Consider the following 13,857-nt stretch of genomic DNA (forward strand, 5'->3'; position numbering starts at 1 on the left):
CTACCTGATTGATGCTCCGCAGACCCGCGAGAGCCAAGCCCGAATCGGTCACAGTGGGCGAGGATCACGCCCGCCCCGGAAGCTCATGCGCCCGATGTGTGCCCGATTCACACTCGAGTGACGACCGGACCCAGGGCTGCGAGCCGCTGAGCCTCGGAAGTCGAGAGCCGCCGATCGCTGATGATCACGTCGAAGTCGGTGACCTCGGCGAACCGGCAGAAGCTCGACGCGCCGAACTTGGGGCTGACGCCGGCGAAGATGCGACGCTTTGAGACCCGTATCGCGGTGGCCTTCACCTCCGCGACGGCCGGATCGGGGGTAGTGAGCCCGTGCTCGCGTGAAATCGCGTTCGCCCCGACGAAGGCAAGATCGATCACGAACTGGCTGAGCATCTCTGTCGCCCAGTAGTCGACAGTGCCGAGCGTGTTGCCACGGACCCTGCCGCCCAGTACGTAGACCGTCACAGCGTCGCGGTCGCCGAGCAGCAGGGCGATCGGCAGTGATGCCGTGACCACGCGCAGCCGACGCTCAGGCAGTGCCCGGGCGATGAGCTGGGGCGTGTATCCCTCGTCGATGAAGATCGTTTCGGCATCACCGACGTGCCGGACCGCCTCGGCAGCAATCCGCTCCTTCTCCCCGGAGTGCGCGACCTCGCGGCTAAGGAGGCTGGACTCGTACCCGGCCGTCTCGACGGGGTACGCCTTCCCATACGACCGCCGGACGAAGCCGTGGGCCTCGAGCACCGACAAGTCACGTCGAACGGTCTCCACTGACACACCGAGCCTCGCCGCCAGGTCCGAGACGAAGACCTTCCCCTCAGCGCGCGCGAGTTCGAGGATACTCCGCCGACGATCCGTGGGTTCCATGCGGCGAGCCTAGGAGGCGATCGCCGACGGCGTGCTTGTTCCGTCAGGTGCGGTTCGACCAGGAGCTGTGGTCGGTGTGTAGGCGAAGTCGACGTTGTTCGCGGCGGCCCAGTCGCCGACCCTGTGTTACCTGCCGTGGCCCTAGCCGGGGGTGGTGGTTGCGGTGCGGTAGAACTCGGCTGCGGTGACCGTGGCGGGGACGCCCAGTTCGGCAGCGACCGCGGTGATCGCGCTGTCGCCGACGGCGAGGTCGACTCGGCCGTCGGTGGTGTAATGCGGTGCGATGAACGCCTCGTAGTGGGCTCGGACTTCGTCATGGGTGTGTCGGCCGAGGAACGTCTGCATGTGCCGCACTGTGATGTCGGGATTGTTGTGGATCACCTGAAGGGCGCGCCGGTGGGCTCGTAGGACGGCCTGGACCGCGGGGTCGTCCGGGTCGGTGTAAGTGGGGTCGACGGCCACGCCCACGGTGGGGATCTGGAAGTGGTCGCCGACCCAGGCCAGCATCTGCCAGCCGTGCTCGGCAGCCACCGCCTCCGGTGCCATGGTGCTGCCGACCAAGGCGGCATCGATGCTGCCGTCGCACAGTCGGCGCAGGTCCATGCCGTAGTCGCCGGGCGGGCGGACCATGGTGTGGATGTCGCGGTCCGGGTCGAGGCCAGCTCGACGCAGCACGATCCGGGCAAAGCATCCGGGTGCGGTGGTGGGGGCGTGTACCGCCAGACGCCGGCCGGTCAGGTTGACCAAGGAGGTCGGGCCGGGGCGGGCGAGGAACCAGAACAGCGGACTGTAAGTGTTGACATTGAGTGCGACCCAGGGGATGCCATCGGTCAGTCGGGACAGCAGTGCCCGGCCGAGCCCGATGGTGGCGCCGCGGCGCAGCCGCTTCTCGTCCCAGGAGCAGCCGTCGCGCAGCGCGACGTGGACGTCCTCGTCGGCGTAGTAGCCTTCCTGGTCCGCAATGTAGGCGACCAGTTCCTCGTGCAGGCCTCGCCCGACATAGGCGAGATCGATCGTGTACATGGACGTTTCCCGTGATATGTCACCGCCATGCGCCTGGTGCTGAACTGACGGTGTGCCGGATACGGTTCGGCCCCGGTCGGACCGGAACGATATGGCCTCGTGTCTGGAACAGCGGGCGTCAGTACATCGACATCCCGCCGTTGACTGCAGCCGTGGTGCCGGTCATGAAGGCGTTGTCCTCGCTGGCATAGAAGGCGACCGCCTGGGCGACGTCAGCAGGGTGTGCCAAGCGGCCCAGCGGAGTGGCGGCCACCTGCCGCTGCTTGTGCGCATCGTCGAACTCACCCGCGAGGCGGGTGTCCTCCACCGGGCCGGGCGCGACGGTGTTGACCGTGATGCCCTGCGGGCCCAGTTCCTGGGCGAGGTACCGGGCGAACTGCTCCAGTGCGGCCTTGGCCGTGCCCAGTGCGATCATATTCTCCCTGGGCCGTCGACTGAGGCCGGTACCGATGTAGATGATGCGTCCCCATCCCTGTTCGGCCATGGCGGGCAGGACTGCCTTGGTGACAGCGAACGCCGCTTGCATCTCGTCGTTGACCTTGCCTCCCAGTTCCTCCCATGTCATGTCCTGGAACGACTTGATCGCGTACGGCATGAGCGCGTTGTGCACGAGCACGTCGATGCCGCTCCATGTTGCCTGGACCTGATCGACCATGCTCTCGATCGCCGCTGCCTCGCGCACGTCGGCCTGCACGGCCATGGCCTGGCCCCCTGCGGCCTCGATGTCGGCCACGACCTCCTCGGCTGCCCCGCTGCTGCGCAGGTAGTTGACCACTACAAGCAGCCCTCGTGAGGCCAGAAGGCGCGCGGTGGCCGCACCGATTCCGCTGCTGGCCCCTGTCACCAATGCCACCCTGCCGGTTGCCCCAGTCATGGGCCCACCTCCTACTCACTGTCGCGGCCCGGCGGTACAACCGCTCGGCGGTTCTTCGCCAGTACCCAGGGTCTGCTGAGCTGATCGCCCCGTGAAACACGGTCCCGACCGCCGGCCTCAGCAGATCGACCGCAGTCCAGTGGAGTTCCGCACCGCAACGTTGGGAGGTGTGTGTTGTCGCTAGGCTCCGGCGATGGTTCGGCCCGGCATCGGCTCCGCGAGCGCGGCCCTCCAGGCCGGGGCGCCGAAGGGGTCGGCGAAGTACTGCGTCTCATGCACTACGAACTGGCCGGCGAATTTCATGATGCTCACCGAGTACGAAGGCTCACCACCGTAGGTGATGATGCATTCGCTCACCCACAGATCCGCATGGCCGGTGATCCGCTGGACGGTGAAGTGCCGGTCGGCCGGGTGCCCACCACGTTGCGCCGAAATCGTCGCACGGTCCCGGAACCGTTCACCTGACTGTGGGTAGTCCAGAACCGCGTCCGTGGCGTAGATGGCGTGCTCGGCTTCGGTGTCCCCGCGTTCCGAGGCCCGCCAATGCTCCTCGATCGCAGCTCTGGTCCGGGAGTCAGCATCCATGGCACCGCCCTTCCGTAGCGGTGACAGCCTAAGGGCTGTCCCGTAATCCCTGGTGGATCAGCGCGCGGCGTCAGATGGCGACCGGTCCACATCACTTCCGTGTCCGGTGACAACTCCTGTGCGGCGGCCGCGGTGACCTCGGCGAGCTGCTCACAGTGAGTCATGAACGCCGCCCATAGGTCGGAGTCGGACATCTGCCGGTAGGGAGCCTCACGCTGGCGTCGGCCGTCACCACGATGTCGTCTGTGCCGGGCGTGCGCAGGCGGCCTTCGACCCGCCCACTGGGGCCCAGATCCAGTCCGGCACGGCCTCGGGCCAACAATGGCCGACCGACCGACACAACGCAGTGCTCGGTCATCCACGGCTCACTGAGTGCCTGCACAGCCGGTCGTCGCCAGTCAGGTCCCAGCGATGCAGGATCAGTTCCTCACGCATGTGTTCCGCGAAGAAGGGAGCCTTCACGCGAGAGCGATGCGGCCGTACGAGTCCTGCTGCTGTGGGGACGGCGCCCATCCGACCCGTCACGCTGGCACAGCGCCGTCGGACCCGAGATCTTGCGCAGGGTACGGAGTCTGCTGGACGGCTACTGAGGCATGGTGCCTCCAGTCGGCTTCCACATCGACCCCGACCGCCGGCAGCCGACGGGCCCCCAAGCTCGCACATCGTGGTTCCTCCGGTCGGTCCCGCGAGCAGGGAGAGGTCCACGGCGGCCTCGCTCGTGACCGGGGCGCGCGCAGTCTTGTGCCTGGTCGGGGTGCGGGGCTCTTGGCATCGAAGCCGAGCTCAGCGGGCCAGCAGTTCCTGGATCGCCGCCACGATCTCGCCGGGTGCCTCCTCGGCCATGAAGTGTCCCGCTCGGGTCAGCCGGTGGTCCAGATCCGGCGCCCACGCCTTCCACACCTCGGCAGCGTCGTAGCCCAGCTGCGTGCCCCAGTCCTGCTGGACGACCGTCACCGGCATGGCCAGCTGTGACCCGGCGTCCAGGTCCGCTTGGTCGTGCATGACGTCGATGCCCGCCGAGGCCCGGTAGTCCGCGACGATCGACGTCACTGCCGCGGCGCTCGCCCGCAGGTACTCGGCACGCACCGCCCCCGGCATGGCGGTCGGGTCGGTGGCCCAGGCGTCGAGGAACGAGCCGAAGAACGCGTCCGCGCTGTTGGCGATCATCGCCTCCGGCAGGCCCGGCGGCTGCGCCATGAGGAAGAGGTGGTAGCCGATCGCCGCCGAGGCGCCGTGCAGGACGTTCCACATGTCGAGCGTCGGCACGATGTCGAGGATGCCCAGGTGCGTGATGGTCTCGGGGTGGTCCAACCCCGTCCGGAAGGCGACCAGGGCACCCCGGTCGTGGCCGACGAGGGCGAAGCGCTCGTGGCCGAGCGCTTCCGCCAGTGTCACGACGTCGGCGGCCATGGTGCGCTTGGCGTACACATCGGGGTCGGTGGCCGCCGGTTTGTCGCTGGCACCGTAACCCCGCAGGTCAGGACAGATCACCGTGTGCTCGTCGGCGAGCCGCTCGGCGACGTGTCGCCACATCAGCTGGGTCTGGGGGAATCCGTGCAGCAGCACGACCGGGCTGCCGCTGCCGCCGACAGCGACAGCCAACTCCACACCTTCCGCAACGGGCAGGCGGATGTGATCGAAACCGGGAATGGTGAGCGTCATGAAAGGCCATCTCTTCTTCGGGTGGGCGACTGACTGGACCAGCCTGGGCGATGGCGATCAGCAGCCGATCAGTACGGTTCGGCGCATCCGACCCCTCGCACGGAGGATGGGGGCATGCGAATCGACGTGCTCGGTGCCGTGCGGGCCCTCCGCGACGACGGCAGCCCGGTCAACCTGGGCGGACCCCGCCAACGCGAGGTACTCGCCCGGCTCGTGGCGGCCGAGGGACGGCTGGTCACCACCAGCACCCTCGTCGACGACCTGTGGACCGATCCGCCGACCCGCGCCGTGGGCGCATTGCGTACGTTCGTCGCCGCGCTGCGCCGCTCCCTTGAACCCGACCGGCCGCCCCACGATCCGCCGCGCTTCATCGTCACCGAAGGCCCCGGCTACGCTCTGCGCCTGCCGCGCGAGGACGTGGACGTCCATCGGTTCCAGGACACCTTGGCCCACGCCCGGCACAACCCCGACGCGGTGACCGACCTCGGCGCGGCACTCGCGGCCTGGCGCGGACCCGCCTACGCCGATGTGCCCTGCTCCACCTGGGCGCAGCGTGAGCGGACCCGGCTGGAGGAATTGAGGTTGGAGGGGCTGGAACTACGCGCCCGCATCCTCCTTGACTCAGGGAAGGGGGCCGATCTCGTCGCCGAACTGGGTGCCCACGTCGCCGAACATCCGTGGCGCGAACCGGCCTGGGGGCTGCTTGCCCGCGCGCTGTACCGAGCCGGCCGCCAAGCCGATGCGCTGGCCACCCTCCGCCGCGCCCGCGCGATGCTCGTCGATCAACTCGCGCTCGACCCAGGTGCCGACCTTCAACGCCTTGAGATGGACATCCTCAACGGGGCCGCGCCCCACGAAGGCGTACGCACCGCCTGGACCAGCCCCGGTGTCCGGCTCGGCCCGCGCACCACCGTGGATCTGGCCCGCACCCTCGCACTGGCGGGTGGCGACGCCCTCGTCCACTCGCGGCGCGACCGCCTCGCCGCAATCCAGGCGGCGGAACGCACAGGAGACCTCTCCCTGACCGCCCGGATCATCGGCGCCTACGACGTGCCCGCCATCTGGAGCCGGGCCGACGACCCCGCGCAGTCCCGCGCCGTCGTCGCGGCTGCCGAGCGCACGCTCACCGCGCTCGGCGCCGACGCCCCCGCCGCCCTGTCCGCCCGTCTCCTGGCCACGATCGCGGTCGAGAGCCGCAGCGCCGATCTGACCGGGACCGAACTGAGGCGCGCGCACCAGACGGCACGGCAGGCCGAGGCCCTGGCCCGGGACCTCGCCGATCCCGCCCTTCTGGCGTTCGCCCTCAACGGGGTGTTCCTGCAGTCCTTCACCCGCCCTGGGCTCGCGGCGGTACGGGACAGGATCGGCGCCGAGATCCTCGCCCTGGCCACCCGGCACGAGCTGCCGAACTTCGCCGTGCTCGGCCGACTCATCCGCCTGCAATCCGCCTCGGCCCTCGGCGACCTCGACGCCGCAACCTCGCACGCCAAGGCCGCCGAACAGCTCGCCGCCACCACCGAGGCGCCCCTCGTCTCCGTCCTCACCGGGTGGTTCCGGGCCCGGGCCACGGCCGCCCACAGCACGGAGCCCGGCGGACCGACCGCCGCCACGGCCGCAGCGCACTACCGCGCTGCCGAGGACGCCCTCAAGACAGCCGGAATGCCGGGGCTGCACCGTGGCCTGTTCCCGATCGCTCTACTGGGGCTGCGTCTGTTGCACGACCGGCCCGCGCCCACCGACCCGCACCTCGACTGGGGTCCGTACCGACCCTGGGCGCAACCCCTCGTGCTGCTCGCCCAGGACCGGGGTGAGGAGGCCCGTGCCGTCCTTGCTGCGGCGCCCGAACCTCCGCGTGACCACATGCAGGAGGCGCTGTGGTGCCTGACTGCCCGAGCTGCCGTACGCCTCGGCGAGCGCGGAATTGCCGCACGCGCCGAGGCTGCCCTGCGCGATGCCCATGCGGAACACGCCGGCGCCGCCAGCGGAATGCTGACCCTGGGCCCGGTGGCGCGGTATCTGGCAGAGGCGGAGGCATGCGCCGGAGCGAGGTAAGCGACAGCGATCCGCGAAACCGAGCCCGTGGGGCCCGTCCCGGCAAGTCTCACCACCGTTGTCGACAGCACAGGAGGAAGCACGTGGCTCAGCTACTGAGAGTCCAGAACTTCAACGTCTCGAGTGACGGGATCGGTGCCGGCGAGGAGCAGACCCTCGAAAGGCCATTCGGTCATGTCGATCCCGAGAGGCTGTTCTCCTGGGCCGGCGCCACGGCGAGCTGGCCCATGCGCACCGACCCCGGGGGGAGCCGGGGCCTGGACGACTACCTCACGCGGGACTACGCCCGCAACATCGGCGCCGAGATCATGGGCCGCAACAAGTTCGGGCCCCAGCGCGGTCCCTGGCACAACCATGAGTGGCAGGGCTGGTGGGGTAACGAGCCCCCGTTCCGCACCCCGGTGTTCGTCCTGACCCACCACAAGGCGCCGAGCAGGACCGCTTCGTGCAACCGCGTGTCGACGAGGAACCCCTCCTCGTCCTCGGCTTCGCCTTCGATGCGGTCCACCAACTCGTCGTCATCGGGGAGCGTCGCCCTGCAGAGACAGGTGAAGAGCACCGTCTGGCCGGCTGTGTCGTCGGCCGCGTAGACCCAGGTACGTCCTTCATAGTCCGTGCGGTCCAGCACGCGAAGGGCCGGCACCGGTGCGCGGTGCAGCGCCACGGCACGGCGGCGGGCGAGGGCGCCCATCATGAGGAAGGAGAGCCCGGGCAGCCCTGCCGCCAGGACCAGCAGCTGCCAGCCGGAAGCGTCGTACGGCTCCGCCATCAGGCGCCGCCACGAGCCGTTCTCCAGCACGGTCACCGTGCTGCCGACGCCGTAGTCCTCGGGGTAGAACGCGTCGACGGTCATGCGCCGTTCGTCATCGGTGCGGACGCGCACCGTCTCCTCGCCACGGTGGATCACCGCCGCCGTGATGTGCACGGCCCGGTCCGCGTGCCGCTGGTCCGTGCGGATGCCGCTCAACCCCAAAAGGACCGCACCGGCAGCCACGGCACACAGGACCAGCCCGGCGGCGAGTGGGAGCCTGCCTCGCACGAGTGGGCCGGCGGGCTCCGGCAGCCGATGCCGCACTCCGGCGGCCCGTTCCACGAGCCGTCGCTGCCTGGACCGGGCGGCCAGCCGCTCGCGGGCCGCGGCCCAGCCGAAGGCCAGGGCCCCGATCACGGCGACGTTCGCGGCCTGGGACATCCGGTCGGCACCCGGCAGCTCTCCCCACGCCACCATGGCCGCCAGCGCGGGCGCTGCGATCAGCGTGAGCTCCGGAAGCCGGGCGAGCCAGTACAACAGGCCGACTGCGAGACCCATTTGCACCATGCCGCCCCAGTCCGGGCCGCAGGGCGCCGTATCGCTGCACGCCGGTGCCGGTTCCGCCGCGATCGCCCATACGACGGTACTCAACAGCGCCGGCACAGACCACATGGGCCGGGCCCAGAATGCGGGACGGGCCCGGGCCCATGGGGCGGCATCGCTGGACGACCAGGCGGGCGTACCTGCCGGAACGGAGCCCGACGGTATCGGGACGGGGGTTTCGGACACGTGAGGATTATGCGACAGGAGACCGCCCTCTGATCAGCGTGGACATGGAGAAGGTCACTGTCGGGCCCACGGCGCCCGGTGCCAGAAGCCGCCGCCGAACCCACCGTTGAAGCCGCCCGTTCCACCGGTACCTGTGCCGCCGCCCGGGTAAGGCCTGACGGTGGTGCCGCCGCGCCAGGTATGGGCTGAAGTGGCGAAGGTGCGGTAGTCCTCGCGGAACAGTTCTTGCCACCAGACCGCGAAGCGCTGCCCTGCGTAGACGTCGGGGCTGATGGGCTCCAGCTCACGCACCGTCATATTGAATGCGTCGTTGTCCCACTTCAGGAAGGTCGGATTCAGGTCCTTGAGTGCCTGGCGCAGAGCTGCCAGGCACACACACGGTCGGTCTTGACGGAGGGCTGTACTCTCCTCGCCCTTGTGAGGGCTGTCGTGCCGGAAGGCAGTCACGATCGTGGTGTCCGTTCCTGTCACCACCTTCACCGACCAGCCCCAGACCGGCCGCTCGGCGAGCCTCCACCGTCGATGGGCCGCTTCGTCCTGCTGCCCTCGACTGCTCCCTTGATGTCGCACCAGCAATGCCCATGCCGGGTCGGCCCGGTGTCCCAGCCCGCCACTTCGCAGTCGAACTGGCAGCCCGCGTCCCCGCACGCGACGCACAACGTCCTGCCGGGGACGGACCTCCGCAACCACGCGGATTGCACGCTCGCGAAGCTCAGCAGGGCACCGCGGTGTCGGCGACCGATGAGTTCCGGGGCCTGGTGGGGTCTACCTCCGCACAAGCGGAAGCAGCGCACAAGATCTGTGAGGGAACATGACCACCCATGCACTACCACCCGTCGTCGACGCCGCATCCTGGGAGCGCCGGCTCGAGGCACTGCGCGTCAGGGAGAAGGCCGCGACGCGGGAGCTTGACGCCATCGCCGCCGAGCGTCGTCGCCTGCCGATGGTCGAGATGCCCGATTACACCCTCGAGGGAGAGGACGGCCTGGTTCGGCTGGTGGACGTCTTCGATGGCAAGAGGCAGCTGATCGTCTACAACCACATGTGGTTCGCCGGCGAGGAATGGCAGTGCCCGGGCTGCACGGGATTCACGTCGCAGTACACCCGCCTGGAGTTCCTGGACAACTATGACGCGCGGTTCGTCATCGTCACCCAGGGCCCGATCAATGAGGCACTCGCCTACAAGCAGCGGGTCGGCAACCAGATGGCCTGGTACTCGACTGCCAACAGCTCATTCGGGGCCGACGTAGGCGCACCGCCCGACGGAGGGTTCGCGGTCAACGTGTTCCTACGCGACGGCGACACCGTCTACCGCACCTGGCACACCAACGGTCGGGGGGTCGAGCAGCTCAGTCACACCTTCGCGCTGATCGATGTCCTACCGTACGGACGGCAGGAGGAGTGGCAGGACTCACCCGACGGCTGGCCCCAGTCGCCCACCTACAGCCGGTGGACGACGTCCAAAGACATCGCTGCGCTCCATGGCCCAGGCTCTGGCCGCGGCTGAACGAACTGGATCACGGCCGATGAGCGGTGAACTCGCGGGAAGCGCGCCTTGTGCTTCGGACGCTGAAGAGCTTCCCGGGCACCGGTGAGCGGGTCGCGTCGGTATGCGTCCGAGCGGCGGCGCGAGCAGGTACTCCCGCAGCTGTCCGGCTTCCGGCCGTGACGGCCGCCTCGCGCCGCCGCCTCAGCGTGGACGATCTCGCGGGACCACGTCCAGGTGCCGCACGGACGGTTCGACGACTGGCTCCGATCGCGGTGGCGACATCGACCGCCCAGACATCGTCGGCCGCGTTGGGGAGGAGCGACAGCCGGATCGAAGCAGCGCCTCGTCGTCCACCGGCATGAGCCGGATCACATGTGTTCCACGACACCGTCTCCACCACGGCCGGCGGCTGTACATTCGAAGTACATACGCCGATAGCTGTCCACACTTGCTGTATTGCTGCGCCGAGCCCTGAGGCGGCTTTGCGAGCAGCGGATCCGGACACGGCTGGTGGCCTCCGCCGGGTGGCGGGGGTGGCCCGGCCACCCGCCGGATACCCGGCGATCACCCCACTCTCATCCCTGGAAGGCATGGCACAGTACTCAGACGTCGCAGCTCCTGTGGCAGACGCTCCCGCTCCCGTTGCTCCCGTGCGCGACAGCCGGAAGGCACCGGCAAGCCGACTGGTCGGGCTCGACCTGGCCCGCGGACTCGCGGTATTCGGCATGTACGCGGCTCATGTGGGGCCCGATCCTGACCAGGGCGGTGTGACCGGCTTCCTGATGGAGCTGGCGCACGGCAGGTCCTCCGCGCTCTTCGCCTTCCTGGCGGGCTTCGCGGTTGTTCTCATCACCGGGCGCGCGGCGCCCAAGACGGGGCTGGCAGGGCGCCAGGCGCGGGTCAAGTTGGTGATCCGGGCCGTGATCCTTCTGGCGCTGGGCACGTGGCTGACCATGAGCGGCACCCCGGTCGATGTGATCCTTGCCTTCTACGGCCTGTACTTCCTGCTCGTGCTGCCGCTGTACCGGCTCGGTGCCGGCCCCCTGGCGGCGATCGCCGCGGGAACGGCCCTCGTCCTGCCCCAGGTGCTCTACGTGGTGCAGCAGGCGATAGGAGACGGTGGCGTCCGCTCGCCCGGTGAGGCCGACGGCATCGTCTCGCTGCTCTTCACCGGCGCCTACCCGGCCCTGACCTGGATCCCGTTCGTGATCGCCGGCATGGCCGTGGCCCGCCTGGATCTGGCTGCAACCGCTGTCCGGACACGCCTGGCCGTCACGGGTGCCGCCCTCATGATCACCGGCTACGGAGGCTCCTGGCTGGCGCTGCACCTCTTTCCTGGCGCCGCCAAGGCCATCGGCGCGTCGACGTCGGCCGGAGATGGGGCGAGCGTGTGGTGGTCCGACACCGCGGGATTTCCGTCCGGGGACACCCCCGCCTGGCTGCTGGCCGCTTCCCCGCACAGTGAGACCACACTGTCAATCGTGGGCAACACAGGTGTGGCGATCATGGTCGTGGCCGCGTGTCTGGCCGCGACGGACGCCTTCCCGCGGCTCCAGTCGCTGGCCCGGCCGGTCATCGCAGTCGGTTCCATGTCGCTGACCGCGTACGTCTTCCACCTTTTCGCCATCCAGTTCCTGGGGATCGAGGAACTGCCCGGATCGCCCTTGCACGTTCTGCTCGGCTTCATCGTGGCCGCCATGGTGTTCGCCACTGTCTGGTCGCGCTTCCAGCAGCGCGGGCCTCTCGAATGGCTGATGACCAAGGCGACGGGGCTGGCCCGGCACATCCGCTGAGCGCGGAACCGGCCAGACCGACGCCCCGTCCCCGACGGTCGACGCTGTGCTGCTCGAAGATCGACCTGCACTCCGCGTATGGCGTCTCCGGCGCTGCGGAGGCCATCGCCGCCGTTTCAGCACAGCCGCACCGATCGCGGCGGCTCAGCGCGGGTCCGCAGGGGATGCTCGCCTGTGTGAGCACTCGCAAAGCAGCCGGACGCCTCCCGGGCACGTCCGGGGCGGGAGGCGGGGAAGCGGCAGCCGCTTCGGAGCTGTGCGCTCTCAGCTCGCCCGGCCGGGCAAGTCCTTCAACGCTGCGCGGTCGCCCATCACCACGACGGGGTGGAGCCTTGGATCGAGGGTGCGCAGCAGGTACTCCATGTCCGCCTTGGACTGGCTGATACACGCCGACGTACCGCTGCCGTGATCCATGTGCAGCCAGATGCTGCCGCCCTTCGACTGCCCTTGCGGACGGGTCGGGTTGTTCGGCGCAGTGCCCGTGACGCGGTTGTAGTCGATGGCGATGACGTAGTCGAAGTCGTGCCAGTAGGGCTTCTTCCAGTATCGGGGGGCCTGGAAGGACGCTGAGCGGGTGTATGGCAGCTTGGTGTTGCCGGGCGGGGAGAGCACGCCACCGGCGTCGCTCAGCGTGAAGACCCCCACCGGGCTGCGCAGATCGCTCTCGTGGTGATCCGTCGTCCAGCCCTTCCGCCCGTTGTGCGCGGACCAGGACCGCTCCTGGCGCCATACGGCCCCGTCCTTGGTGAAGACCGCCACGGTGGAGTCGGAGGAATTCTTGCCCGCCCCGTAGACGACGACCACCTGACGCGAATCACGCGGCACGCGTCGCCACAGCCCGTCCCCGACGCCAGGCACCCGCCGCAGAGCGGCCGTTGGCGACCGCACGCCGTCCTTCTGATCACGCGCCGCGGCGCTCCTGTGCCCCGAATCACCGCACGCCGCAAGCGACATGACGAACGCGACACCACAGCCAGCACCCACGGCAACCCGTATCAACCCTGTACTCCGCATCCCTCCATGGTCGCCCATGGGCTGTTTGCGTGGTCCATCGGCCAGTGGGGGAGCCGGGCCAAGTGGCGTCGCATGTCAGGACGGGGCGAGGACACAGAACTCGTGGCCCTCCGGGTCGGCCAGGCACGTCCACGGGACGTCGCCCTGGCCGAGGTCGAGGTCGGTGGCACCGAGGGACCGCAGCCGGGCCACCTCCGCTGCTTTGTCGTCAGCGGGGTACGGCAGCAGGTCAAGATGGACGCGGTCTGGCACGGTCTTCCCGTCGGGCGTGCGAAGGAACTCGAGATACGGGCCGATGCCCTTGGCGGAGCGCAACCGCGCATGATCGTCGGTCACCTCGTGCAGGCTCCAGTCCATTGCCTCACCCCAGAACCGGGCCATGGACCGCGGATCCACACAGTCGACCACCACCGCGGCGATCGGCCCGGTGTCCCGGTAGATCTCCCGAGGCTCCAGCACGCAGAACTCGTTGCCCTCCGGGTCGGCGAGGACCGTCCACGGCACATCGCCCTGGCCCACGTGGGCGGGCGTCGCACCGAGAGCCTGAAGGCGCGCGACCAACTCCGCCTGATGGGCCGCAGAGGTGGTGGCGAGATCGAGGTGCACACGGTTCTTTGTTGTTGTCTTGGGTTCCGGAACGGGAACGACATCGATGCAGACGGCGACCGGGTGCGGCCAAACGAAGTCGCCGACGGGTCCAACGTAGGTGGTCACGCCGGGGCGGAAAACACTCCAGCCGAGCGCCTCCGCCCAGAACCGGCCGACAGCCAAGCCGTCAAGAGCCTTCATGTTCACGTGAACAGGTCGCAGTGCCATGCCCGCGATCCTATGCACCCGCTCTGCCACGACATCCGCACCGTCGCCGAACAGCGATCAGCTCGCTCACCAGCCGCCGTGCTCAGCTCGCCAACAGAGCGCTCACATTCGCCAGTTGCGCACGGTGGTTGGGTACCTCCGTC

The 13,857-nt window shown here is 69.1% G+C and carries 12 protein-coding genes and 2 pseudogenes; 5 read left to right on the forward strand and 9 right to left on the reverse strand.

The window, feature by feature from the left end; translation table 11 throughout:
• Positions 1 to 107: 107 nt before the first annotated feature.
• The 6 genes and pseudogenes from ACWDEX_RS26220 to ACWDEX_RS26245 all read right to left on the reverse strand — a co-directional run bounded on the left by ACWDEX_RS26220 (position 108) and on the right by ACWDEX_RS26245 (position 5,010).
• Positions 108 to 866 carry a DeoR/GlpR family DNA-binding transcription regulator gene (locus ACWDEX_RS26220; protein WP_450466498.1) on the reverse strand — a complete coding sequence of 253 codons (759 nt, stop codon included), beginning with the start codon at positions 864 to 866 and terminating at the stop codon, positions 108 to 110.
• A 49-nt stretch (positions 867 to 915) separates the two neighbouring features.
• Positions 916 to 989, reverse strand: a pseudogene (locus tag ACWDEX_RS26225) (transposase); the annotation flags it as partial.
• A gap of 18 nt (positions 990 to 1,007) precedes the next feature.
• Entirely contained in the window at positions 1,008 to 1,889 is an 882-nt protein-coding gene (locus ACWDEX_RS26230; RefSeq protein WP_450466500.1) for an ABC transporter substrate-binding protein, read from the reverse strand.
• Between the two features lie 118 nt (positions 1,890 to 2,007).
• Positions 2,008 to 2,763 carry an SDR family NAD(P)-dependent oxidoreductase gene (locus tag ACWDEX_RS26235; protein ID WP_450466502.1) on the reverse strand — a complete coding sequence of 252 codons (756 nt, stop codon included), beginning with the start codon at positions 2,761 to 2,763 and terminating at the stop codon, positions 2,008 to 2,010.
• A gap of 180 nt (positions 2,764 to 2,943) precedes the next feature.
• Positions 2,944 to 3,348, reverse strand: coding sequence for a nuclear transport factor 2 family protein (locus ACWDEX_RS26240; RefSeq protein WP_450466504.1), 405 nt, complete (start codon positions 3,346 to 3,348; stop codon positions 2,944 to 2,946).
• A gap of 783 nt (positions 3,349 to 4,131) precedes the next feature.
• Positions 4,132 to 5,010 (reverse strand): alpha/beta fold hydrolase, encoded by an 879-nt coding sequence (locus ACWDEX_RS26245; RefSeq protein ID WP_450466506.1) that lies wholly within the window; start codon positions 5,008 to 5,010, stop codon positions 4,132 to 4,134.
• Positions 5,011 to 5,124: 114 nt separating this feature from the next.
• Here ACWDEX_RS26245 and ACWDEX_RS26250 point away from each other — a divergent pair, with 114 nt between their 5' ends.
• The 3 genes and pseudogenes from ACWDEX_RS26250 to ACWDEX_RS26260 all read left to right on the forward strand — a co-directional run bounded on the left by ACWDEX_RS26250 (position 5,125) and on the right by ACWDEX_RS26260 (position 7,886).
• Positions 5,125 to 7,062, forward strand: coding sequence for a BTAD domain-containing putative transcriptional regulator (locus ACWDEX_RS26250; protein ID WP_450466508.1), 1,938 nt, complete (start codon positions 5,125 to 5,127; stop codon positions 7,060 to 7,062).
• Positions 7,063 to 7,145: 83 nt separating this feature from the next.
• Positions 7,146 to 7,508: pseudogene (locus tag ACWDEX_RS26255) on the forward strand (dihydrofolate reductase family protein); the annotation flags it as partial.
• Positions 7,509 to 7,754: 246 nt separating this feature from the next.
• Positions 7,755 to 7,886 (forward strand): hypothetical protein, encoded by a 132-nt coding sequence (locus ACWDEX_RS26260; RefSeq protein ID WP_450466510.1) that lies wholly within the window; start codon positions 7,755 to 7,757, stop codon positions 7,884 to 7,886.
• 770 nt (positions 7,887 to 8,656) lie between these two features.
• On the opposite strand, the gene ACWDEX_RS26265 is transcribed toward ACWDEX_RS26260, so the two are convergent.
• Complete coding sequence (locus tag ACWDEX_RS26265) at positions 8,657 to 8,977, reverse strand: hypothetical protein (protein ID WP_450466512.1); 321 nt, start codon at positions 8,975 to 8,977, stop codon at positions 8,657 to 8,659.
• Positions 8,978 to 9,413: 436 nt separating this feature from the next.
• On the opposite strand from ACWDEX_RS26265, the gene ACWDEX_RS26270 reads away from it, so the two are divergent.
• Together ACWDEX_RS26270 and ACWDEX_RS26275 are read left to right on the forward strand one after the other, a co-directional pair.
• Entirely contained in the window at positions 9,414 to 10,109 is a 696-nt protein-coding gene (locus tag ACWDEX_RS26270) for a DUF899 domain-containing protein (RefSeq protein WP_450466514.1), read from the forward strand.
• 572 nt (positions 10,110 to 10,681) lie between these two features.
• On the forward strand, positions 10,682 to 11,884 hold the full coding sequence (locus ACWDEX_RS26275) for a DUF418 domain-containing protein (RefSeq protein WP_450466516.1): 1,203 nt from the start codon (positions 10,682 to 10,684) through the stop codon (positions 11,882 to 11,884).
• A gap of 264 nt (positions 11,885 to 12,148) precedes the next feature.
• Here ACWDEX_RS26275 and ACWDEX_RS26280 read toward each other — a convergent pair whose 3' ends face one another.
• Both ACWDEX_RS26280 and ACWDEX_RS26285 read right to left on the reverse strand, forming a co-directional pair.
• Positions 12,149 to 12,898, reverse strand: a complete 750-nt coding sequence (locus ACWDEX_RS26280) for a L,D-transpeptidase family protein (protein ID WP_450466518.1) — start codon at positions 12,896 to 12,898, stop codon at positions 12,149 to 12,151.
• 75 nt (positions 12,899 to 12,973) lie between these two features.
• A complete protein-coding gene (locus ACWDEX_RS26285) occupies positions 12,974 to 13,714 on the reverse strand; it encodes a VOC family protein (RefSeq protein WP_450466520.1) in 741 nt (246 codons plus the stop codon).
• Positions 13,715 to 13,857 lie beyond the last annotated feature (143 nt).

It is taken from the genome of Streptomyces sp. NPDC001020, from assembly GCF_053599115.1.